General features: G+C 37.0%; 24 protein-coding genes. 10 read left to right on the forward strand and 14 right to left on the reverse strand.

What is annotated here, in order from left to right; translation table 11 throughout:
• Positions 1-381: an ACT domain-containing protein gene (locus Q4489_RS11960; RefSeq protein WP_303480680.1), complete on the reverse strand. Its 381-nt coding sequence runs from the start codon at positions 379-381 to the stop codon at positions 1-3.
• A gap of 589 nt (positions 382-970) precedes the next feature.
• On the opposite strand from Q4489_RS11960, the gene yfbV reads away from it, so the two are divergent.
• Positions 971-1,390 carry a terminus macrodomain insulation protein YfbV gene (yfbV, locus tag Q4489_RS11965; protein WP_303480682.1) on the forward strand — a complete coding sequence of 140 codons (420 nt, stop codon included), beginning with the start codon at positions 971-973 and terminating at the stop codon, positions 1,388-1,390.
• 26 nt (positions 1,391-1,416) lie between these two features.
• On the opposite strand, the gene rlmA is transcribed toward yfbV, so the two are convergent.
• The 7 genes from rlmA to udk form a co-directional block, all read right to left on the reverse strand.
• On the reverse strand, positions 1,417-2,229 hold the full coding sequence (gene rlmA / locus Q4489_RS11970) for a 23S rRNA (guanine(745)-N(1))-methyltransferase (RefSeq protein ID WP_303480684.1): 813 nt from the start codon (positions 2,227-2,229) through the stop codon (positions 1,417-1,419).
• Positions 2,226-3,032: an exodeoxyribonuclease III gene (gene xthA, locus Q4489_RS11975; protein ID WP_303480687.1), complete on the reverse strand. Its 807-nt coding sequence runs from the start codon at positions 3,030-3,032 to the stop codon at positions 2,226-2,228. Before xthA ends, rlmA begins: the two co-directional genes overlap by 4 nt.
• 217 nt (positions 3,033-3,249) lie before the next feature.
• Entirely contained in the window at positions 3,250-3,906 is a 657-nt protein-coding gene (gene upp, locus Q4489_RS11980) for a uracil phosphoribosyltransferase (RefSeq protein WP_303480690.1), read from the reverse strand.
• A gap of 58 nt (positions 3,907-3,964) precedes the next feature.
• Positions 3,965-4,540, reverse strand: a complete 576-nt coding sequence (locus Q4489_RS11985) for a thymidine kinase (protein ID WP_303480692.1) — start codon at positions 4,538-4,540, stop codon at positions 3,965-3,967.
• A 6-nt stretch (positions 4,541-4,546) separates the two neighbouring features.
• Positions 4,547-5,317 carry a deoxyribose-phosphate aldolase gene (gene deoC, locus Q4489_RS11990; protein WP_303480694.1) on the reverse strand — a complete coding sequence of 257 codons (771 nt, stop codon included), beginning with the start codon at positions 5,315-5,317 and terminating at the stop codon, positions 4,547-4,549.
• 9 nt (positions 5,318-5,326) lie between these two features.
• Positions 5,327-6,565, reverse strand: a complete 1,239-nt coding sequence (locus Q4489_RS11995) for a NupC/NupG family nucleoside CNT transporter (RefSeq protein WP_303480696.1) — start codon at positions 6,563-6,565, stop codon at positions 5,327-5,329.
• Positions 6,566-6,581: 16 nt separating this feature from the next.
• A complete protein-coding gene (gene udk / locus Q4489_RS12000; protein ID WP_303480699.1) occupies positions 6,582-7,220 on the reverse strand; it encodes a uridine kinase in 639 nt (212 codons plus the stop codon).
• Between the two features lie 184 nt (positions 7,221-7,404).
• Here udk and Q4489_RS12005 point away from each other — a divergent pair, with 184 nt between their 5' ends.
• Together Q4489_RS12005 and Q4489_RS12010 are read left to right on the forward strand one after the other, a co-directional pair.
• Positions 7,405-8,619 (forward strand): phosphopentomutase, encoded by a 1,215-nt coding sequence (locus tag Q4489_RS12005; RefSeq protein ID WP_303480702.1) that lies wholly within the window; start codon positions 7,405-7,407, stop codon positions 8,617-8,619.
• A gap of 196 nt (positions 8,620-8,815) precedes the next feature.
• On the forward strand, positions 8,816-11,056 hold the full coding sequence (locus tag Q4489_RS12010; RefSeq protein ID WP_303480705.1) for a TonB-dependent receptor: 2,241 nt from the start codon (positions 8,816-8,818) through the stop codon (positions 11,054-11,056).
• A gap of 68 nt (positions 11,057-11,124) precedes the next feature.
• On the opposite strand, the gene deoD is transcribed toward Q4489_RS12010, so the two are convergent.
• The 3 genes from deoD to add all read right to left on the reverse strand — a co-directional run bounded on the left by deoD (position 11,125) and on the right by add (position 13,137).
• On the reverse strand, positions 11,125-11,829 hold the full coding sequence (gene deoD / locus Q4489_RS12015; RefSeq protein ID WP_303480707.1) for a purine-nucleoside phosphorylase: 705 nt from the start codon (positions 11,827-11,829) through the stop codon (positions 11,125-11,127).
• A 114-nt stretch (positions 11,830-11,943) separates the two neighbouring features.
• Positions 11,944-12,114, reverse strand: coding sequence for a XapX domain-containing protein (locus Q4489_RS12020; RefSeq protein WP_074495843.1), 171 nt, complete (start codon positions 12,112-12,114; stop codon positions 11,944-11,946).
• A gap of 3 nt (positions 12,115-12,117) precedes the next feature.
• Entirely contained in the window at positions 12,118-13,137 is a 1,020-nt protein-coding gene (gene add / locus Q4489_RS12025; protein WP_303480711.1) for an adenosine deaminase, read from the reverse strand.
• Between the two features lie 189 nt (positions 13,138-13,326).
• On the opposite strand from add, the gene aroG reads away from it, so the two are divergent.
• Positions 13,327-14,379, forward strand: a complete 1,053-nt coding sequence (gene aroG / locus Q4489_RS12030) for a 3-deoxy-7-phosphoheptulonate synthase AroG (protein ID WP_303480715.1) — start codon at positions 13,327-13,329, stop codon at positions 14,377-14,379.
• 46 nt (positions 14,380-14,425) lie between these two features.
• On the opposite strand, the gene Q4489_RS12035 is transcribed toward aroG, so the two are convergent.
• The gene (locus Q4489_RS12035) at positions 14,426-16,984 is read right to left on the reverse strand and encodes an EAL domain-containing protein (protein WP_303480718.1); all 2,559 of its coding nucleotides are present in this window, start codon (positions 16,982-16,984) and stop codon (positions 14,426-14,428) included.
• A 271-nt stretch (positions 16,985-17,255) separates the two neighbouring features.
• On the opposite strand from Q4489_RS12035, the gene Q4489_RS12040 reads away from it, so the two are divergent.
• A complete protein-coding gene (locus Q4489_RS12040) occupies positions 17,256-17,747 on the forward strand; it encodes a low molecular weight protein-tyrosine-phosphatase (RefSeq protein ID WP_303480720.1) in 492 nt (163 codons plus the stop codon).
• 44 nt (positions 17,748-17,791) lie between these two features.
• On the opposite strand, the gene ilvN is transcribed toward Q4489_RS12040, so the two are convergent.
• Together ilvN and Q4489_RS12050 are read right to left on the reverse strand one after the other, a co-directional pair.
• Positions 17,792-18,289 carry an acetolactate synthase small subunit gene (gene ilvN / locus Q4489_RS12045; RefSeq protein WP_303480723.1) on the reverse strand — a complete coding sequence of 166 codons (498 nt, stop codon included), beginning with the start codon at positions 18,287-18,289 and terminating at the stop codon, positions 17,792-17,794.
• Positions 18,289-20,013, reverse strand: coding sequence for an acetolactate synthase 3 large subunit (locus Q4489_RS12050; RefSeq protein ID WP_303480726.1), 1,725 nt, complete (start codon positions 20,011-20,013; stop codon positions 18,289-18,291). Before Q4489_RS12050 ends, ilvN begins: the two co-directional genes overlap by 1 nt.
• A gap of 568 nt (positions 20,014-20,581) precedes the next feature.
• Here Q4489_RS12050 and Q4489_RS12055 point away from each other — a divergent pair.
• The 5 genes from Q4489_RS12055 to Q4489_RS12075 all read left to right on the forward strand — a co-directional run bounded on the left by Q4489_RS12055 (position 20,582) and on the right by Q4489_RS12075 (position 23,970).
• Positions 20,582-22,135: an HD domain-containing phosphohydrolase gene (locus Q4489_RS12055; protein ID WP_303480728.1), complete on the forward strand. Its 1,554-nt coding sequence runs from the start codon at positions 20,582-20,584 to the stop codon at positions 22,133-22,135.
• A gap of 89 nt (positions 22,136-22,224) precedes the next feature.
• Complete coding sequence (locus tag Q4489_RS12060) at positions 22,225-22,503, forward strand: hypothetical protein (RefSeq protein ID WP_303480731.1); 279 nt, start codon at positions 22,225-22,227, stop codon at positions 22,501-22,503.
• 48 nt (positions 22,504-22,551) lie between these two features.
• The gene (locus Q4489_RS12065) at positions 22,552-23,109 is read left to right on the forward strand and encodes a hypothetical protein (RefSeq protein WP_303480734.1); all 558 of its coding nucleotides are present in this window, start codon (positions 22,552-22,554) and stop codon (positions 23,107-23,109) included.
• A gap of 48 nt (positions 23,110-23,157) precedes the next feature.
• Positions 23,158-23,691, forward strand: coding sequence for a hypothetical protein (locus Q4489_RS12070; RefSeq protein WP_303480737.1), 534 nt, complete (start codon positions 23,158-23,160; stop codon positions 23,689-23,691).
• A 60-nt stretch (positions 23,692-23,751) separates the two neighbouring features.
• Complete coding sequence (locus Q4489_RS12075; RefSeq protein WP_303480740.1) at positions 23,752-23,970, forward strand: DUF6500 family protein; 219 nt, start codon at positions 23,752-23,754, stop codon at positions 23,968-23,970.
• The last annotated feature ends 11 nt before the right edge of the window (positions 23,971-23,981 follow it).

A 23,981-nucleotide genomic window follows, 5' to 3' on the forward strand; every position in this document is an offset into this window, starting at 1 on the left:
TTAAATCACTTGATAATTATTGTTAGTTAAGGCGGTAATAGCGCTGTCAATTTTATTGCTTTTGACTAAGATATAATCGGTATCAAAGGTAGAGATGGCGAAAATACTGATTTTCTTATTCGCTAATATGGTAGAAATTTTTGAAAGTATCCCCGTCAATGAAAAGTCTAATGGACCAACAACTTCAAGTGCTTGCCAGTCAGGTTCGCTATCTTCACTTAACAACGTAAGTGTACTAGGAGCGACCACCGATACTTCATCATTAGTTTTTGCGATAAAATACATGTGTTGCTTAAACACTTCTGAGGGTATTTCGCTATTGGCTGGAAAACTATGGATAGTGAACGTGTCGTTTAATCGCTTTAACGTTAGAGTTGCCATATGCTAAGCCCGATAAATTCAAAGGCAATACTATAACTCGCCATTAAGCTAAACTCTAGGAACAATTCTTTTTTGAATAAAGAATATGAATAGCTAATTGATAGATAATTAATATTTAGATAAGTTTTATTAAAATTATTTTGTTAAACGATTGAATATTTAATTTAAGTAGAGGGTTTTAACGTAGTAATTCTATGACTAACTGATTTACAGTATTAGTTATATCCACAAAAGATGTGGATATCTTTGTGTGCAAACTATGGTTATGTTTGTAAGTGGCTGTATTTTAATGCTTTAATCTCTTGGTTGTTTTTTAACTAGAAATAATAAACTTAAATAAAACTTGTAATCTAGTAAAAAAGTTAGTTCATTATGATCTTGTGGAATTATTATTATTTTTAGTGGTTATGTCTGCCAAATTAAGGCTGATACTATGATGTATTGTGAAATAAACCTATTTTAGCAGCATAGCGTTTTAACGAAGCTCTTATTGTTAGTTTGCATATTTTTATTAAGATTAAAATTTAAACTACCTTCGAGTTTGTGCTATCTTGTAAGTAACAGTTGTTATAATGTATGGCCTATGAATATGAGTGTTGTAGAAATTGTAAAGTTAGGTCGCAAGTATATGTTACTTTGGCCTGAACGCAGAGAGCTAGCAGAGTACTTTGCTGAATACCAAGCAATTAAAATGAGTCGACTTGTATGTAAATACCTGCCGGGCGTTGCTTTGTTTACTTTAGTCATGCAACTTTATTTTGGTGGTATTGCTTCATTACCACAATCGGTTGTGTATACTGTTTTCATGTTAAGTGTACCGTTACAAGCTTTGGTTATGCTAGGTATTAAAGCCGATAAGTTTTTACCACCAGCATTAGCTGCTTGGTACAAAGAAGGGGTTGCCAAAATAAACCAAGGTGGTGGCGACATTAAGTTAAGTGTGCAAAAACCTCGATATGTCGATTTAGCACAGTTATTAAACGTGAGTTATCGTCACGCTAAGCATTAAACGAATTGATTTAAAGAACCGCTTTTTTAAGCGGTTTTTCTATAAATACGAATAAGAAAGTCTGCCTGACATTCAAAGTTATGCTCTTTTTTAAGCTGTTGCTTGACCTGTTCATTAGCTTTAAATGCAAATGGGGTCATTGACAACAAATTCAGCAGTTCCTCTCCGGTTTTTAATGTCATGCTATACGTCAGTTGTTCTTGACAATGCAACGTCATGTTATCAACACTTTGTTTGTCTTCATCATGCTGTAATGCTTGTTGATAAATTCTTTGTTTGAGCGCTAATAAGTGATTTTTACCTGGTGTAACGGTAATTAAATAACCGCTTTCAGACAAAACACGGTTAAACTCAACTGACAATATCGGGGCGTAGATTGAAACAATGGTATCGATACTGCGATCTTCAAATGGTAATTGCGATAACGTTGCTACAGAAAAGTGACACTCGGAATATTTCTTAGCCGCTTTTTTAACCGCTTCTTTAGCTATATCAACACCGTATACCACTTGATTGTTATGCCTAAATTGATTGGTATAATAACCCTCACCGCAGCCGGCATCTAAAATGGTTCCGTTATTAAGAGGTAATGTCTTAAGAATTGATACCAGCTTGTCGGCAAGCGGTTGATAATACCCTTGTAATAAAAAGGCACGCCGAGCATTTACCATTGCTTTATTATCGCCAGGTTGTTTCGAATGCTTAAACTGAACCGGCAATAAGTTAACGTATCCTTCCTTTGCTTTGTCAAAACAATGAGACTGAGCACAACGATAAGTGTGCTCTTTTAACGTTAAACGTGATTGGCAAATAGGGCAGCGATATTGCGCACTTATCATTTAAATGTAGACCAGATAGGCGCATGATCAGAAGGCTTTTCAATACCACGTAATTCATAATCAATGTCAGATTCTATACATTGCTGCGCTAATTTTTCTGTGGCTAACACAACATCAATTCGTAGCCCGCGATTATCATCAAAACCGCGAGAACGATAATCAAACCATGAGTATTTTTCACTGGTCGATGGATGCAACTCTCTAAATGTGTCTTTAAATCCCCAATTCATTAGCGTTGAAAGCCACTGACGTTCTTCTGGTTGAAAACTACATTTCCCCGTTTTTAACCACCGCTTTCTATTCGGTTCACCAATGCCAATATCTAAATCGATCGGCGAAATATTAATATCACCCATTACCACTAGATTTTCATCAGGTGTATGATTTTCGTTTAAATATACCATTAAGTCTTTATAAAACTGGCGTTTATACGGAAATTTTGTTTCATGCGCAATATTATCCCCTTGAGGGAAGTAACCGTTCAATACCGTTACTTTTTCACCACGATCATTGGTTGTGGTTACCATAATCATGCGTTTTTGAGAATCTTCAGTATCTGTTGGAAAGCCTTTGGTGACGAGTTCTGCTGGTTTTTTACATAACATTGCAACGCCGTAATGTGCTTTTTGACCGTGAAAATATACGTGATACCCCATTGCTTCTACGTCGGCAAGTGGGAAGGCATCGTCATGCACTTTTATTTCTTGTAAGCCAATGATGTCAGGTTGATGTTTATCTATTACGGCTTGCAATTGGTGAAGTCTGGCACGTAAGCCATTAATATTGAAGGAGATGATTTTCATGGACGATTTAATCATTGTTGATGTTATTTAATATTAAATAATATCACAAGATTATAGTTAAATTGAATAATGTTCAGGGTTATTTCATTCTAGATTTATTGTATTGCTTACCTAAACTTACCTTTCATTAAGGTAACATGAAACCTAGTGAACTAGGTTGTTGGTATAAACCACAAAAAGCGTAAAGCTTAATTTTGGCAGAAGTCACTGCTTGTTATTAATAAGTACCAAATATTTTGTCACCAGCATCACCCAAACCAGGTAAAATGTAGCCTTGTTTGTTTAGTTTTTCATCACATGCAGCGATATAGATATCAATATCAGGGTGCGCTTTTTCCAGTGCGTTAATTCCTTCAGGGGCAGCTACCATAAATAATGCAGAAATGTTTTGGCAACCCGATGATTTTAATAAATCAATACACGTTATTGCTGAACCACCTGTTGCTAACATAGGATCAATCACTATGGCATGTCGTTCTGCAATATCACTGACAATATTTTCATAATAACTTTCTATTCCTATGCACACATTGCCAGCGTTATCAGTAGAAATATCATCATCGTTACGTTTTAAACCGATAATGCTTACTTTAGCGCAGGGTAAGATTGTTAAAGCGCCCTCGAGCATGCCAAGCCCTGCACGTAAAATTGGCACTAAGGTAGGTTGTTTTTCTGCTAATAAAGGGGTAGAAATATTACCAGACCAACATGCTAAAGGAGTATTTTTCACCGTAAGATGTTGTGTTGCTTCTACCATTAACATAGTAGAAATTTCATTAGTTAATTCACGAAAAGACTTCGATGACAAGTTAGCTTCACGTGCTAACGATACTTTATGTTTTAGAAGTGGATGGTTACTGATATAAACGGCCATTATGTTTCCTTTTGCACATTGTTACGTGTATCTACCTATGGTACTTATGTTTAGTTATCTACCAAACAAGTGCTTTAAAATGTTTTCGACAAAGTGACTCGTAACGCTCATTGCCACCCACCTCAATTTGGGCGCCTGATGTCACTGCATTTCCTTTATCGTCTGTTCTGACAACAAAATTTGCTTTTTTTCCACAATGACAAATGGTTTTTAGCTCGATAAGCTTGTCTGCCCATGCTAAAAGTGCGGCGCTACCTACGAAAGTTTTACCTAAAAAATCAGTTCTAATACCATAAGCGAGCACAGGTATCTTTAAATTATCAACAATATCAGTGAGTTGTTTTACTTGCTGTTCCGTTAGAAACTGTGCTTCATCAACCAGTACACAACTAACAGGGGTTAACGTGTGTTGTTCTGTTACTTGTAAAGCGATATCAGTATTGGTTGAAAATAAATTAGCGTCAGCATGTAAACCAAGCCTTGAAGATATTTGCCCCGCTGAAAATCGATTATCGATATCTGCGGTATAAAGTAATGTATTCATTCCGCGTTCGCGGTAGTTGTATGAAGATTGCAGTAAATGTGTAGATTTCCCAGCATTCATCGTTGAATAGTAAAAATAAAGTTGTGCCATAAGGTATCAATAGCGCTCACTGCTTGGTTGTTCTACTTTACCCTCGATAGTGGCGAGTAAATTATCTAATAACCCACTTGCGCCGAAACGAAAGTGAGTTTGATCAAGCCACGAAGCCCCTAAAGTATCCATGACTAACGTTAAGTACTCAGTGGCATCTTCTAAGGTTTTAACGCCACCAGCGGCTTTAAAACCGACATTTGGGTTTACATTTTCAATGACCGATAACATGATTTTTGCAGCTTGTGGGGTAGCATTTATGTCAACTTTACCCGTTGAGGTTTTGATGAAATCAGCGCCGGCGTCAATGGCTATTTCACTAGCACGTCGAATTAAAGAGTCTGTTTTTAGTTTTCCAGATTCAATAATTACTTTGAGCGTGACTTGTTTACCACACACTTGCTTACAAGCATTTACTAGTTCGTAACCTACACTTTCATCACCAGCTATCAATGCATTATAGGGAAATACGACATCTACTTCGTCAGCACCAAGAGAAACCGCTTCTGCTGTTTCTTTTACTGCTTGGTTCACATCACTACCGCCGTGGGGAAAGTTGGTGACGGTTGCAATTTTTATATCTTTCTTTGTCTTAGCAAAATGTTGTTTCGCAATGGAAATATACTGCGGATAAATACAAATTGCGGCAGTATTTCCATGTTTTGTTGTTGCTTGCTCGCACAGCTCAGTAATGTCTTGGGGCGATTCATCGCCTCGCAAACTGGTTAGATCAACGAGAGAAAGGGCAAGTAACGCGGTTTGTTGTTGCTCTGTCATGTTATTCTCCTAAAGGCTAAGAAATACGCCTGCAATGGCTGCACTCATTAAGTTAGCGAGTGTTGCTGCCATCATTGCTTTCATACCAAGACGAGCAATATCAGGGCGACGAGAAGGTGCCATTGAACCTATTCCACCTAGTAAGATAGCAATCGAAGATAGATTAGCAAAACCACATAATGCGAAAGTGATAATAGCTTGGGTTGAAGGGGTTAATGTATCTTTGATTTCTACAAAATTCACATAAGCAAAAAACTCATTTACAACCACTTTTTGTCCGATAAAACTACCCGCTTGAAGCATTTCTTCTGCAGGAACGCCAATAACGAAAGCGAATGGGGCAAATACATAGCCAAGTAACCATTCAATCGTTAAATTTTCGATACCAAATAGGTTGCCAACTCCGCCGACTAACATGTTTAATAACGCAATGAGCGCGATAAAAGCCAATAGCATTGCACCAACATTAACAGCTAGTTTCATGCCTGATGCAGCACCTGTTGCTGCTGCATCTATAACATTAACGGGTTTAATTTCTTGCTCTGAAATAGATAAGTTATTTGCTTGTATTTTATCAGATTCGGTTTCTGGCAAAATAATTTTTGCCATTAACAAGCCACCAGGTGCAGCCATAAACGACGCCGCTATCAGATATTTTAGTTCAACACCGAGCCCAGCATAGCCAGCTAATATGGAACCCGCAACTGATGCTAATCCGCCGACCATAATGGCAAATAATTCAGACTGAGTCATGGATGCAATGTAAGGTCGAACAACTAAGGGCGCTTCTGTTTGTCCAACAAAAATATTTGCTGTGGCAGAAAGAGATTCAGGTTTACTTGTTCCTAACAGTTTTTGTAAACCGCCACCAATAATGCGAATGATCCATTGCATAATATTAAGGTGATAAAGTACGGCAATTAACGATGAGAAGAAAATAATGACCGGCAATACACGTACGGCAAATACAAAGCCTACACCGTTGCTAAACATTTTATCAGTGCCTAGACCACCAAATATAAAGTTAATGCCAGCCTTAGCGCTATCAATGACGTTTTGTACGCCATTGGTCATTGATTCAAGCACATCTTTACCGAATGGAATATATAGCACGAAAGCGCCAAGTATTAACTGTAGTAAAAATGCAAAGCCAACTGTTCGAAAATTAATTGACTTCTTATGGCTACTTAACGCGTATGCTGCTACTAGCAGCAAAACAATGCCTATGACCCCGTGTAACGCCCCCATGAAATATCCTCTGTTATTATTGTTGTATTAATTGTCTAATTTTTGCTTTTATGACTTCAATGGCCATTCTATTTTTACCGCCTTTGTTGACAATAATGTCAGCCCACGATTTAGAAGGAGCGATAAATTGATGATACATTGGTCTTACTGTTTGTTCATATTGTTGAGTGATAGAATCTATATCACGGTCTCGCTCTTCTATGTCACGCTTTATTCTTCGTAGCAAACAAATATCTAATGGTGTATCCATGTATATTTTTAGATCAAAACACTCTCGAAGATTTTGATCAGCAAAAAGCAAGATACCTTCAACCAAAATAATGGGAGATGCGGGAATTGTAATGGTATCTGTTAAACGCGTGTGTGTTTTATAGCAATATACTGGGCACTCTATATCTTTACCTTGTTGTAACATTCGTAACTGTTCAGCGAGCAATGTGTGCTCGAAAGCATTAGGATGATCGTAATTAGTTTCAATTCTTTGCGGTAATGGAATGTGATCTTGATTTTTGTAGTACGCATCTTCTTTAATAATAGCGATACCGTTTTTACCCAGTTCTGGGAACAACTCTTGATAAATAGTTTGCGCAAATAACGACTTACCAGAAGCAGAAGCCCCTGATATGGCAATAATGGTGGTTTTATTGGTTAGCAATCTTGGCCGCCTGTAAATAACATGGAAGAATAGCTGTTGAACGTTCGGTACAGGTTAAAATGTAGCCAGAAATTCAATATTGCTAATTTCTTTTACTATAACTAAAGACTTAATAATGGTAAATTACCATAACTTGACTAAATGGTCATGAAAAATTCATTTTTTGATGATAAAAGGTGTGAAAATGGCGCGAGCAATTATATTAGTTTTAGATAGTTTTGGCATAGGACAAGCGCCTGATGCCGAAAAATTTGGTGATATTGGTGCTAATACTTTTGCTCATTTAGCCGAAAAACATTTTGAAAGTACAGGGCGTCAAATAAATTTACCCAATCTTGCAAGTATTGGACTTATTGAAGCGAGTTTCTCTGCGGGAAATACACGTTTTCCAGTTAAGCAATATCCAATTCAAAAAGGTGCGTTTGGCTATGCTGCAGAATTGAGCAGTGGAAAAGATACACCTAGTGGTCATTGGGAAATGGCGGGTGTACCGGTTTTGTTTGATTGGGGTTACTTTACGGATAAAGAAAATGCATTCCCTAAAGAACTCAAGCAAATTATTAACCAAGCAACTGGCTATGCTGGTATGCTCGGTAACTGCCATGCCTCAGGCACAGAAATTATAGCTCGTTTAGGTGAAGAACATATCAAAACGGGCTTACCTATTTGTTACACATCAGCAGACAGCGTATTTCAAGTAGCAGCACATGAAGAGCATTTTGGTTTAGATAACTTATACACGTATTGTGAAATGGTGCGTTTGTTGCTTGATGATTACAACATTGGTCGTGTCATTGCTCGTCCGTTTGTTGGTAATACTGCTGCAGATTTTACGCGCACAGGCAATCGACGAGATTACTCTGTTTTACCTCCTTCCCCAACGGTGTTAGATAAAATGGTTGAGGCAGGCGGACATGTAATAAGTGTGGGTAAAATTGCTGATATTTTTGCCCATCAAGGAATTTCAGAAAAAACCAAAGCTACCGGTATTGACGCATTAATAGATGCAACGATTTCACATGTAGACACGGCAAAAGATAACAGCATTATTTTTACCAACCTTGTCAACTTTGATCAAGATTTTGGTCACCGCCGTGACCCATTAGGTTATGCGGCTGCGCTCGAGGCATTCGATAAACGATTACCTGATATTATTAATGCCATGACTAATGATGACGTACTTTTCATGACTGCTGATCATGGGTGTGATCCTACGTGGCCAGGCTCAGATCACACAAGAGAATTTGTGCCTATGCTCGCGTATCATCATCATATTGGCAACGTGAATTTAGGCCAGAGAAATACCTTTGCTGATCTTGGTCAAACCCTCGCTGAAATGTTCTCCTTAGACTCATTGGATTATGGTGAAAGTTTCTTTTCACAACTTGCAGTTAAGTGAATAAGCGAAATCTAAAATATTGGCTATAATTCATGGCACTAGGTGTGCTTTATTAGGCTGTGTTGAATTGTAGATCGCATATTTGTTGAAAATATACGTCAAAGCTCCATACATCTTAATCAATATGAAATAGCAGCGCTTAAAACCCTAGAATGAATAACATATTAAAAGATAAAGAGTCTTGGGAGAGAACAATATGAAAATGTTCGGACAAAGCGCGCTTAGCCGTAGTGTGCAATTGGCATTGTGTAGCTCTACATTTTTGCTAACTACATCGGTAACCGCAGAAGAAAATAATGATCAGACAGAAAAAGTAGTTGGTCTTGAAGTTATTGAGGTAACCGCTCGTAAACGTGTTGAAACGGTTAAAGATGTACCTGCTACTGTCACTGCTATGTCAGCTGAAAGTATTAATGACTATTTAGGCTCTGGTGAAAATGTACGAGCATTAGCAGGCCGTGTTCCGAGTTTACAAATTGAATCTTCAAACGGTCGACAATCACCTAGGTTTTATATTCGAGGTTTAGGTAATACTGATTTTGATGTAAACGCTAATCAGCCAGTCTCTATGATTTTAGACAATATCGTTTTAGAAAACCCTGTGTTAAAAAGTATTCCTTTATTTGATATCGAGCGCGTAGAAGTGCTCAATGGCCCACAAGGTACTGTGTTTGGCCGAAATACTACCGCTGGTATTGTCAAAATTGATACCGTAGCGCCAGACTTTACCAATGAAGGGTATGTTCGCGGTGGTTACGGCAGCCGTAGTACGATGTTTTTAGAAGCAGGTAAAAACTTTGAACTGTCAGATACTTGGGCAGCTAGAGCTTCTTTTAAGCACCAAGAACGAGATGCATGGGTTGATAACCTAACCACAGGAGACGAAGTAGGTGGCTATGAAGAATTTGCTTATCGCATTCAGTTTCTTTATGACAATGGCAGTGATACACGCGCGTTATTAAAAATACATGGCTTTGATCAAGATGGTGACATGCCACAAATTTTTTATGCCAATGCTTTTGAACAGGGAAAGTCTGGTTTAAGGGACGGATTTGATGAGTCTGAAATATATCATGACAGTACATCAGGGTTTGAATTAGATCATCAAGGTGGCAGTTTAGAAATTGAACATGATTTTGAAAGCGTAACCTTCACCAGTATTACAGGCTACGACACATTAGAAAGTTGGAGTTATGCTGATATTGATGGTGGTGTAACCGACTTTTCAGGTATACCAAACCAATTAGGTAAACAGTTATGGTTTAATGTCGCTTCTGGAGATGGGTTGTCAGATCATGAACAATTTACGCAAGAACTTAGACTTTCAGGTGATGCAGACGATATCTACTATCAAGTAGGTGCGTTTTATTTCCGTGAAGATTATACCGCTGATTATAAAGATTTAGATACTGAGGGAAATACCACTAATTTTTATCAAATTGATCAATTAACTACTTCGTACGCGTTGTTTGGCCAAGTGGAATACAAACCAAACAATAAATGGGCATTTACGCTTGGTTTACGTTACACCGATGATGAAAAAGAATTAGACATACGTGAAGGCGGTACTTCAAATGTAACCTTTGAAATTGATAAAGAGGATGATTACATTAATTGGGACGTTGCTGCTCGTTATACGATAGATGATGACTGGACAGCTTTTGCGCGTATCGGTAATGCCTCAAGAGGCCCTGTTACGATTGGACGGTTTGGCTTTCCAAGTGAAGCCGATACTGAAACATTAACTTCTTACGAAGCAGGTCTTAAAGCTAATTTATTTAATGGTAATGCTAGATGGTACATTACGGCGTATACCTATGACATTGAAGACCACCAACTAACAGCGACAGGTGGTGAAGCAAACACTAATTCTCTGTTAAATGCTGACAATACCTATGGCGCAGGTATTGAAACTTCTTTTGAAGCAATGCTAACCGATCAGTTACGAATAAGTACCAATTTAAGTTACAACAAAACAGAAATTCAAGACAGTTCATTGAAGGCAGAACGTTGCGCCTCTACACCGACATGTAATAGTCCTGATAAAGTGGCAAATACCGTAGACGGACCTTTTGGCCCTGTAGTTACTGTGTTTGTTGACGGTAATCCGTTACCTAGATCTCCTAAATGGTTAGCGAATATCAATATTAATTATGAATTCCCTGTAGGTTATGGTTACTACTATGCACAAACAGATTGGAATTATAGAAGTAAATCAAATATCTTCCTCTATGAAGCCACAGAATTTTACGCTGATGCTCGGTGGATAGGCGGCTTACGACTAGGTTTTAATAATGATGAAGGTTTAGATATTGCCATTGTAGGCCGTAATATTACTGATAAAATTGTTGCAGATGGCGCATTAGATTTTCTTAATTTAACGGCCTTTGTTAATGAGCCTAGGTTTTGGGGAGTAGAAGTAGGATATCAGTTTTAGTTTGCTTGATATCAGCCATAAAAAATCCGGTTATATACCGGATTTTTTATGGCCATTTTCAGAGAGGCCTATAACACGCTTTCTAACGTTAACTCCATCATGTCTTTAAAGGTGTTTTCACGTTCATCTGCAGTTGTTTGTTCACCTGTTTTAATATGATCACTTACGGTAAACACTGCTAATGCTTTTTTACCGAATTCAGCAGCCACACCATATAAACCAGCGGCTTCCATTTCAACCGCCAATACTCCCATGTTTTCCATGGTTTTAAACATTTCTGGTTGCGGTGTATAAAATAAATCAGCGGTAAATACGTTACCAACGTGCACCGGTTTACCTAGCTTATTGGCGGTATTAACCACTTTTTGTAAAAGTGAAAAGTCAGCACATGCAGCAAAGTCACAGTGATTGAAACGTTGGCGATTAACATTTGAATCTGTGCTTGCCGCCATACCGATGATAACATCACGTACTTTTATATCGTCTCGCACGGCACCACATGAGCCAATACGTATGATATTTTCAACGCCAAAGTCTTTATAAAGCTCAGTCGCGTAAATTGAAATAGATGGGATCCCCATGCCTGAACCCATGACCGAAATCTCTTGGCCTTTATAAGTTCCGGTATAACCTAGCATATTTCGCACTCGGGTTACGCATTTTGCGTTTTCAAGAAAGTTTTCAGCGATAAACTTTGCTCTTAGTGGGTCTCCGGGCATTAACACGGTTTTTGCAAAGTCACCTGGGTTGGCTTCAATGTGAGGAGTTGTCATGAGATATACCTTTAAATAAAAATTTATCTCAGTAAGTTTCAAGCAGGTGGTTTAATTGGTTTAACGCACCCCTATCAAGGATTTTTTACTGAATATTGTTAGTGAATGTCTATTTTAGCTAAAAAATCGTTCGATGATCCAGTGATAAAGTGTACCGCCTAAATATATACCAACAATTCCTGCAATACCTGAAATTACCGGAGGTGCTGGAAGTGGTAGCTTGATCACTGAAAATATTAAACCGACTAGCGCACCTGCAAATAAAGCCAATGCAATCTCTGCCATAAGTTATTCCTTCTGTTGTAAATGATTAAATGCCGCTTTATTTAATAACTCTCGGCGTGCCGAGGTTGATAAAAAGCTAGCATCCACACTGTTTTGTTGTAATTGTGTAATGTGTTTTTCTTGCAAATTAAATAATGAACTTGCGAGCTTATATTCCTTGATTAGCTCTGTATTTTCAACTGCTGGATCATCGGTATTGAGTGTTACCAACAAACCTTTATCTAGAAAGGTAGGTAATGGATGGTTAGTAAGGTTGGTAATTGTGCCTGTTTGGTAATTTGAGGTTAAACATGATTCAATGGCGATTTCATGTGCGAGCATATATTCAAGCAATTTATCATCGTGTTGGCAAGCAACGCCATGGCCAATCCTGCTTGCGCCAAGTTCTTGTATAGCTTGCCAAATACTTTCACTACCTGCTGCTTCTCCTGCATGTACGGTAACTTGCAAATCTGTTCGTTTTATTTTGTCAAAATGCTCGGTAAACATATTTCCAGGGTAATTAAATTCATCACCGGCTAAATCAACCGCAACGAACTTATCTTTGTGCGTTAAAATGCCATTTAATTCATCCATACATTTTTGTTGTCCAAAGGTTCTACTTAAAATACCAATTAGATTTGCTTCAACGTTGTAGATCTTTTTAGCTTGATTTACGCCTTCAGCGACAGCCTCTATTACGCCTTCTATTGGTAATTGGTGATTCATTGCCATGTAATATGGTGAAAATCTTAATTCAGCATAATCAATACCTGCTGAGACTAAATCTTCTATATTTTCATAGGCGACACGTTGGCAATCTTCTAGCGTTGCTAATACTGCCACACCCCAATCTAATTTTTTTAAGAAAGCTAATAAGTCTGGTTCAGATTCTTGTATCTGTACCAACGGCATAAAGTCTTCAATCGTTGATACCGGCAATGAAATGTTATGTTGCTGGGCAAGTTGCCAAATGGTGTTTGGGCGGATATTTCCGTCTAGGTGACGATGAAGGTCGATTAATGGCAGTGTATTATTGAGCATATAAAGTACATATCCTTACCGTTGTGTAAACAGCTACGTGAATTTTTATTCTAGTTCTTAATTATATCGTTTTTTTCCAATTTTATGTTGGTATTGTTGATATAACGCTGTTAAATTAGCCGACGGGATTCTTATCTAGGTGTCTAGACGTACAAAACAAAATCATAGTAGTAAATAAAGAGAAATAATATGTTCTACCAAACAGACGATGTGCGCATCGAAAAAATTAAAGAATTGTTACCTCCAGTAGCGTTACTGGAGCGATTTCCTGGTTCAGAAAAAGCGTCTGAAACAGTGTTTAGTGGTAGAGCAGCTATCAGTAAAATTTTTAACCATCAAGACGATAGGTTATTAGTGGTAATAGGCCCATGTTCAATCCATGATCCAGAGGCTGCAATTGAATATGGTAAACGCTTAGTTCAACTTCGAGAAAAATACCAAGATAACCTTGAAATTGTGATGCGTGTTTATTTTGAAAAACCACGTACCACGGTTGGTTGGAAAGGGCTTATTAATGATCCGTATTTAGATAACAGCTTTAAATTAAACGATGGCTTACGTATCGGAAGAAAATTATTAGCAGACTTAAATGATCTTGGATTACCTACTGCTGGTGAATTTTTAGATATGATCACGCCTCAGTATATGGCTGATTTTATGTGTTGGGGCGCAATTGGTGCTCGAACGACTGAAAGCCAAGTACACCGTGAGCTTTCATCTGGTTTATCTTGTCCTGTTGGTTTTAAAAATGGTACTGACGGTACCATCAAAATAGCCATAGATGCTATAGGCTCTGCTGCTGCGTCGCATCACTTTTTATCTGTTACTAAATTTGGCCATTCAGCAATCGTTCAAACGACGGGTAACCCTGATTGTCATATTATTTTACGCGGTGGTAAAACACCAAATTATGATGCAGAAAGCGTTAAACAAGTCACTGATCAACTAGCGTCGTCAAACTTGAATACTAAAATTATGATTGACTTTAGTCATGGTAATTCAAGCAAAAAATTTGAAAATCAGATGGTAGTTTGCAGAGATGTAAGTGAACAACTGGCCAAAGGTAATCATAATATTTTCGGCGTTATGGTTGAAAGTCACTTGGTAGAAGGCCGACAAGATTTAGTTGATGGTAAGGCCAATGTGTACGGTCAATCTATTACTGATGCCTGTATCGGCTGGTCAGATACAGAAACGCTGCTTGCGCAGCTAAATGATGCTGTGGGCAAGCGTAGGGGTTAATAGGTCACATTAATACCGCAATCAGCTCCTTTATTCTTGATTGCGGTCATTTTTCAACGGGGATATAATCGCCCTTTAAAGGTGTTTTCACTCTACCTTGTACTAATGAAGTTAACCATTGCTTATAGTCTTCAAGTGGCATTGGCTTAGCGTAATAATATCCTTGTCCTATATCACAGCCAAACTTTCTTAAAGTTGCTTCATCTTCTTCACTGTTAATACCTTCTGCAACCACTTCTAATCCTAAACCTTTTGCCATCTTAACCGTTGCTTCTGCAATGACTAAACGCTTTTTGTCTTGATTAATATTTTCAACAAACTGACGATCGACTTTAAGTTCTTGAAAGGGTAGGTGGCTGATTTGAGACATAGATGAATAACCAGTACCAAAGTCATCAATACTGATAGTGATGCCGAGATCGGTAAGTTGCTCAATGACTCGCATAGTGTGTGCGTTATCAGTAAAACTTGCGGACTCTGTTAACTCAAAAATAATTTTATCACTCGCAACACCTGATGCTTCTATTATATCTAACGCTCTTACTAGAAAGTGCTTTGATGAAATGTCTTTGCCGCTTATATTAATTGACACTAAATGGTTGAAACCATATTCATCCATTAATTGTTTCTGGTGATGTAATGCTTGTTGAATTACCCAAAAAGTGACTTCATGAATTAAGCCCATATCTTCAGCAATGGGGATAAACACATTGGGCGGTATAAAGCCTTCCTTTGTATGTTGCCATCGTAATAAGCATTCGCTGCTACAAACGCGTAAGGTTCTTAAGTCTACTTGAGGTTGATGATAGAGCATCAAGGTATTATTTTTAATTGCTTGTTTTAAATCGCTTGTAAGCTTAAACAAATACTGAGTTGTATCTTTAACATCGTTTTCATACTGGCTCCATTTTAGTAGATTGTTTTCCGCATTTGCCGCGGCAATAAGTGCACGATTTAATAGTTGATGGCTTTTATTACCGTCTACTGGGAAACGTGCTACACCAATCACTGCGGTTAACGGGAGTTTTAATTGGGAAATACGAAAGTTTTCTTGTACTACCTGTTGTATTGATTCAAATAGCATTTCAACAGGCTGTTCATCAACATGATGATCAATAATTAAGGCAAAACAAGTATGGTTTATTAAACATACCTTTTCTTGCTTATCTGTAATGGGAATTATCGCGTCGTTGTATTGAAAGAGCGAAGAAAGTTTACCATATAACTGTTTAAACAACTGTGTATTCATTTCGTCATTGATATATAGCGCTACTTTTTCTATATGCTCAGGCTTAACAATACAAACACTAAAATCACTATATCTATGTTGAACAAGGTTATTGATACAGGTTTCAAGGTTTGACTTTCTAGGGATGCCACTCGATAGATGGTAGGCAATATTCGTTATTTTATCTTGCTCATTACGGCGCATTCTTTCTGCAAGGGCAAAAGCCATCAAAGACACTTCGGCAATAATAGCGATTAAAAATGCGTTGCTGGTGAGAAAAGAATAATCAATAAAATTTAGCAGCACTGCGGGTTGAATTGCAGCACCTATTAGTAGTGGTACCCATGAAGCAAGGTAATATTTTGCCCAAGAAAGGTTTCCCTTTATACGTTTTATTAGTAGGTAAATCGCCAATATAAAGACGAGAGGCTGAATAGAAAAAAATAACGTTGCCTGTGCTACTTTATCAAGTGTAAAAGTTGCGAATATTGAACCGATTAAAAAGAAACAAACAGCAATTGCTAAACGATACGTTATGCTTTTTTGTTGATCATAGCGCAGAAAAAATAACGTAAAAGACAGTAAAAATAGCACCAGAAGGAAGTGTAGCGGTATAAGATACTTATCGATCTGTTGATTAAAAAAGTCATCAAATAAGATATACCCGAAACCCGTGATACTTGACATAATTAAAAAGGCAGACAACAAGTAACCAATGTAAAACAAATACACTTTATCTTTGACTGCAAAAAACAAGACTAAATTGTATAAGATCATTAACAACGCAATGCCAATAAAAGCGCCATATAAAAATTGTGCTGTTAGAATGTGTAAATCAAAACTGGATTGCGATTTTAACTGAATAGGTACATTAGGCGGGCCATCTGTACGAATTTGTAGTAGATAGCGTTGTTCATTACTAGGTGCTAGTTCAATGTTTATGTGTGGATAAATTTGATGAAAAGGTAAGTGCTGTAATGTTAAGTTTTGTTGTATTGTATTGTTTTTTATTGGGTAAACTTTAAAAATATCAAGCAGCTTATTATCTGCAAAAAGCACAAGAGAAACATGATGTGACTGTGTATTTTTGATATCCACCAATAACCAATAGGTTTGATCTTTAAGAGCAAAAGGAATTTCAGCAGGTGTTGTTTGCTTGAATGACTGCAAATTATCGAGAATGTTCTTATTATCAATAACATTTGAACTATCTATCCAATATTTATAGGTTACCTCGGTAGTATCGTTTGATTGTTTTTTCGTTATTTGGCTTAGGTTACTGCTCGATTGATAAAATATTATTATTAAGCTAAACGCTATCAATAGTATAAATATTCGTGTCAGTGCTAACGAGGTGTAGGAAGCAATTTTTTTCATTAATCGTTAGTGTTGTTAACGTCATCTAATACAACTGTAGCAAATTAATTAAATATTGGTAATTAACAAGCAAAAAATATCATCAATTCTATCTACTTAGCAAAAGAGTATCTTAACGGTGTTACTTTCCATAAAGCAACGGGATTCACTATTTAATACTCGCTAAATACATACTTTTACGGTAGGGTAATTAATTAAATTTTCGTGTTTATTAATGATTAAAATACGAATAAGTGGTTGGTTAGTACTTGAATTAACATTGGATAAATAAATGACTGGAAACATCGTGAATAAGGATATAAAACGTATCTTATTTGTTTGTATGGGCAATATATGCCGTTCTCCGACTGCTGAAGCAGTATTTAGGCATAAAGCTGAACGTAATAAATTAGATCTTACCATTGATTCTGCAGGTACCATTGGTTCGCATGCCCGTGAAAAGCCTGATCATAGAGCGCAAAAAATCGGTATAGAGCGAGGATATGATTTTGAAAAAATTCGAGCGAGAAAAGTAGAGCTCGAAGATTTTACGGAATTTGATATTATTTTAGCGATGGATGAACAAAATATAAAAGATTTAAAGAAAGTAGCGCCTGTTGGCTATCACGATAAAATTCATTTATTTTTGGAATTTGCCAATAACTTTCAAGATACTGAAGTGCCTGATCCATATTACGGTGGTGCGCGAGGGTTTAAATATGTGCTTGATCTTATTGAAGATGCAAGTGATGGTTTGATTGCACAATTAAAAAAAGCTAGGTAAGTAACGCCTAGCTTTAGAAAAATTATTGATAATAAAAGAAAGCACTAAACTCTTAGTGCTTTTTCACCACGAGCAATGCCTACAGTTCCAGATCTAACCGATTCAATAATTTCTGTTTCATTGGCGAGAGTTTTCATAAAAGCACTGATCTTTTTATCGTCACCTGTCATTTGAATGGTATACACCTGTTTACCTATATCAATAATTGAACCTCTGAAAATATCGGTGATGCGTTTCACTTCACTGCGAGATTTTTCATTCATTGCAAGCACTTTGATGAGTAAAATTTCACGCTCAACATGCTCTCGATCAGTTAGATCAGTAATTTTAATTACATCAATTAACTTATTAACCTGTTTAACAATTTGTTCTAATACCCGATCATCACCACGCGTGGTGATTGTGATCCTTGATAGACTCTGATCTTCAGTAGGCGCAACGGTTAAGCTTTCAATGTTAAAAGCGCGCTGTGAAAATAAGCCCACAATGCGTGAAAGAGACCCAGGTTCATTTTCCAATAATATTGCAAGAATACGACGCATTATGCTTTTACTCCTTTCTTTAACCACATTTCATCAATAGCACCTTGTTTAATTTGCATCGGGTAAACATGTTCTAGTTCATCAACTAAAATATCAACAAAGACTAATCGGTTTTTTATTGAAAACGCCTCGCTTAATTTTTCATCAAGCTCTGAAAGTTGATTAATTTGTATGCCTACATGACCGTATGATTCTGCTAATTTAACAAAATCAGGTAATGATTCCATATACGAAGAAGAGTGACGCCCCCCATAAATCATATCTTGCCACTGTCTTACCATACCCAAAGAGCGATTGTTTAATGAAACTATCACTACAGGTAATTGGTATTGAAGGCAAGTTGAGAGCTCTTGAATATTCATTTGAATCGAACCATCACCTGTAATACAAACAACATGACTGTCAGGGAAGGCTAATTTAACTCCCATAGCTGCAGGTAAACCAAAACCCATCGTGCCTAAGCCACCAGAATTAATCCATTGTCTTGGCTTGGCAAAAGGGTAGTACTGTGCGGCAAACATTTGATGTTGGCCAACATCGGAGCAAAGATAAGCTTCTCCGTTAGTTATTTCATAAACGGTTTCTATAACTTTTTGTGGTTTAATTTTATCGTTATTTTGTTGATAACTAAAACTGCCTAACGAACGCCATTCATTGATTTGCTGCCACCATTGCTCATTCGAACTTGAATCAGGTACAAAGTTTATATTCTCTAATTCTTCTTGTAATTGCTCTAATACAATATCAATTAATCCAACTACTGGGATGTGTGCATTTATTGTTTTAGAAATTGATGTGGGGTCAATATCAACATGTACTATTTTTGCATCAGGGCAGAATTTTTTCACATTGTTAGTAACGCGATCATCAAATCTAGCGCCAAGCGCTAAAATGACGTCTGCATTAGCCATGGCTTTGTTAGCTTCTAAGCTGCCATGCATACCTAACATACCAATAAAGTTTTTGTGAACGCCAGATATACCACCAAGCCCCATAAGGGTATTAGTACAAGGAGCGTTTAACGTTTCAACTAAACGGGTTAGTTGCTCAGATGCATCGGCTAATACAATGCCGCCGCCAGAATAAACCACAAGGCGTTTTGCTTCCGTGATAGCCGTGATCGCCTTTTTAATTTGTTTAGGGTGGCCTTTTTTGGTTGGATTATAAGAGCGTAGTTTGACATCGGTTTCGATATTAAATGGTGCCTTATTTTGCGGGATTAAAATATCTTTCGGTAATTCAACAACAACAGGGCCAGGGCGACCAGATTTAGCAATATAATGGGCTTTAGCAATAACATTAGGAATTTCTGCAAGGTCGCGACAGTTAAAACTATGTTTAACTATCGGGCGCGAACAGCCAACAATATCAGTTTCTTGGAAAGCGTCGTCACCGATTAAGCTTGTGGGTACTTGACCTGCTAGTACAACCATCGGAATTGAGTCCATATATGCAGTTGCAATCCCCGTAACACAGTTTGTTGCACCAGGGCCTGATGTAGCAAGTACATAACCCACTTCTCCCGTTGCTCTTGAAAAACCGTCGGCCATGTGTGTCGCAGCTTGTTCATGTCTGACTAAAATATGTTCAACGTCTTCTTGTTGAAATATTGCATCATATATATCGAGTACAGAGCCGCCAGGGTAGCCAAATACATATTTTACCTTAAGTGCTGATAGTGCTTTAACGACCATTTCAGCACCAGTAAATGTTTGTGTTGCCATTGAATTTTCCCTTACTAAGTGTTGTTTCCTAAAATACTGAAATAAAAAACCCCCGGTCTTTTCAGAGCGAGGGTTTTGTGAAAAATTTTCGTTAGTTTTTACACACAATATCAACCCCGCATTGGTTTTAAAACCACTACGACTGAGAGGACGACATTGAGTACATTAACTAGGTTCATTTGTTATTTTGTATAATATATTCTTTAAATGATATGTGTTTATATTAGGGGACTGACTTTACATGTCAACAAAAAATGTAGCTATTAGTCTTATTCAAATATATTGATCTGTTATGTCTGTGCGATGTGTAGTTATAAGCACGCTACGAGTAACATTGTTTTTTGCGGGTGTAATGACACTATTGTCTTTTAAAATGAATGTTGTGCTAAATAGAAAATTAAGTGTATGACTTTATATACCGTAAAAATTAACGTTGCTAATACAGGGTAATCTCAGGTAATGTTTTAAGCTACTAAGTAAATATCTTTAATTTTTCATGAGTTTAACGTAAATATAATCTACACTTATATTCAGAAAAGTTAACGCTAACGGAGTAGATGAGAATCAAATGTCTAAATTTATTTTTAAGGAAGAAATAGAAGAAAGCTCCGCTGAAACAGCGCCTAAAAAAGAGCGCTTTTGGCGCATTCTTGTGGTTGATGACGATGAATCTGTTCATCAAATTACCCGCCTTGTGTTAAGTGATGCGCATATTGAAGGAAGAAAGTTAGATATTGTATCTGCTTATTCTTCTGCAGAGGCCAAACAAGTATTATCAAATGATGATAGTTTTTGTATGGCGTTTGTTGATGTTGTGATGGAAACTGACCATGCGGGTTTAGAATTAGTTGAATGGATACGCAAAGAAAAACGTAATCAAGCGATTCGATTAATATTACGAACTGGCCAAGCGGGCACTGCTCCAGAAGCAAAAGTTATTAAAGAGTTTGATATAAACGATTACAAAGAAAAAACTGATTTTACCGCAGGAAAAATGACAACTTCCGTGTATGCAGGTATTCGTGCTTATCGCGATATCATGACAATCCAACGTAGTTTAGATGCCTTTAAACAACTAATTTTATCTACTCATGATTTATTAAGAATTAATCAATTCAAACCTTTTGGCTCAGCAGCCCTAAATCATTTACTAACCTTAATGGATGTTGAAAGTTCTGCTTTATACATAGCTCGTAGTCAACGTGAGATTGATCATGAAAACACTAATTTGATTATTGCTTGCACGGGGAAATATGTTGTTGAGTCTGATTGCCTAGAAACTTCTGACATTGATGATTCAGTGAAAAGCTTGATCAAAAAAGCGTTTGATGAGAAGAAGCACTTCTATGAAAATCAATGTTTTGTTGGATACTATGAAACATCATCTACTGCATCTTCTGTTTTATATATTGAATTTGAAGATGATGCTGAACACTTCCGTTCAAATTTAGCTGAATTATTCGCCACGAATGTGGCGTTAATACTAGAAAGCTTAACAAAACAGCATGAGTTAGAACGAACTCAGAAAGAGCTGTTATGTATTGTAGGTGAAGCGATTGAACGTAAGTCACAGAAAGCAAGTGCGCATGTTAAAAGAGTGGCTGAGATTTGTGCACTAGTGGCAACGAAACTTGGTTTAGAAGATAAGCTTGTAGCCGCGATTAAAATAGCAGCACCATTACATGATATTGGTAAAGTGGCGATACCCAATAATATTTTACAAAAGCCAGATCAACTTAATGAACAAGAATGGCAATTAATGAAAAGCCATACCGTTGTAGGTAGTGATTTACTTGAACGATCGAAAGAAAAAGTTTCACGTATTGGTGCGCGAATGGCAAAATATCATCATGAAAATTGGGATGGTACTGGTTACCCCGATGGTTTAAAGGGCGAAAATATTCCGCTTGAAGCTAGGATCATGGCGATTGCAGATGTATTTGATTCATTAGGTACCAAGCGTGTTTACCAAAAACAATGGGACAACAAAGATATTTTACAATTTCTGCAGGAACAACGGGGGAAAAAATTTCAGCCAGAAATAGTAGATATTTTTATTAAACACTTTGATGAATTTACTCAAATAAAAGAGAAAATTCCGGATACCAAGCCAGAAAACTAATAAAAATGGTGTTTAATTAATCGTTATTAAAATTGCTTAATCCAGTTTAGTTAGTGAATTTATTTTTCCATAAATTACAAGGAATTGCTATGCGTATACTATTGATAATATGTATTATCCTGTTTACTTCAGCTTGTGTTGTAGTGCCTGAAGTGGCAGATGTACCTAAATATAAATGTGGCCTGTCTACCGATCAAAAAACACTTAAAGTGGTTAATTTAATGGAAGGCGATACTAGCTTCTATGCTTGGAATGATGAGTTTTTTTCGATTATTTCGATGCCAACTTCAGCAGTAGTTTCGGGTGTCTATGTTGCTGTAAATAATGTTTATCACGCAGGTGAAAAGACCATTAAGTGTAAAGGGTAAAGTGGTCTTAAATTTTTTAATTTATATGAACATGCGAAGAGTAGTAGTTTGAAAACTAAATATATTTTTGTTAGCGATATTTTTGGACGCACTGAAAGTTTAGAGAAGCTTGTTGAATCGTTGCCATTTAACTCGATTATTATTGACCCATATGATGGCAAAAGAATGATGTTTGAAGATGAGCAAAAAGCTTATCAGTATTTCACCAAGCATGTTGGCTTAAACAATTATACAGAGCAGCTTCATCAAATATTAACGGCAATGAATGCGTATATTTACTTGATAGGCTTTAGCGTCGGCGCATCTGTTATTTGGCGTGTTTCTGAACGAAGCTATGCTAACAATATCCGCAATGCTTTTATATTTTATGGTTCCCAAATTAGACATTACGTAGATATCGAACCTAAATTTAAGATAAATGTTGTCTGTCCTGCCGAAGAAAGTCATTTTGACATTAATGCATTCATTTCATTGATTAAAGAAAAGCCACAGGTGGTCATTAACCGATCGAATTATTATCATGTCTTTATGAATAGATGCTCAACAAACTTTGACGATGAAGGTTATCGTCAACATATGCAATTACTTGCTCAGCATTTAAGGTGAGCAGAGTAGTTTTCCAACGTATTGAATAATAAAATAAAAGGGCAAGTAATGTCATTATCTGAATTAAGAAAATCATTCGAACAAGAAACTAATCGATCAATATCTTTGCCAGTTGCAGGCACAATAGTGTGGTTTATTATTGCATTACTATCAACGCAATTCCCTTTTAAAACAGGGTTATTAATTTTACTCTTTGGTTCAGGTACAATTTTCCCTATCGCATTGTTAATTGCTAAATTTCGTCATGAGGCTATCACAACCTCTACAAATCCTTTGGCAAAACTAATGGGGTCATGTGTCTTAATGGTAAATCTTCTTTGGGCAGTTCATATTCCTTTGTTTATTTTTGCTCCTGAATTTGTGCCTTTAAGTGTTGGGATCGGTTTGGGGTTACATTGGGTGGTTTACTCTTGGATAATTCAACACCCACTTGGTCTTATACATGCGATATTACGTACGATAGCAGTACTTGCCGTTTGGTTTAGCTTTCCAGAGCATAGATTGCTCGCTGTTGGCTTGGTGATTGTTGCAGTATATTTGCTCAGTATTTTTCAAATGCTAACTCGCGCCATAGAAGAGTAAATACTTGATACTGAATAAAGCTTTTAAATCAGTTGGTGTCTATAACAGGAACTAAAAATTGTGAATGATAATGTTCGGGAAAAAATAATTGCTGTTTGCGATAATAAAATCACCCAAAAAGGTGAAAATGTTGGCTTATCGTTTTATGCTTTTTTTGCTAATAAAAATGATGATCCTGAATTATTAATGGAAGTCGCTACATGGTGGATACAAACCCATCAATTAGATCATTTCGAAAAAGCGATTAAAATAAAACAACTGGTTAAATCTGGCAAATAAGCAGAAGGGTA

The sequence above is a fragment of the Thalassotalea sp. 1_MG-2023 genome (assembly GCF_030546745.1).
Taxonomy (GTDB): domain Bacteria; phylum Pseudomonadota; class Gammaproteobacteria; order Enterobacterales; family Alteromonadaceae; genus Thalassotalea_C.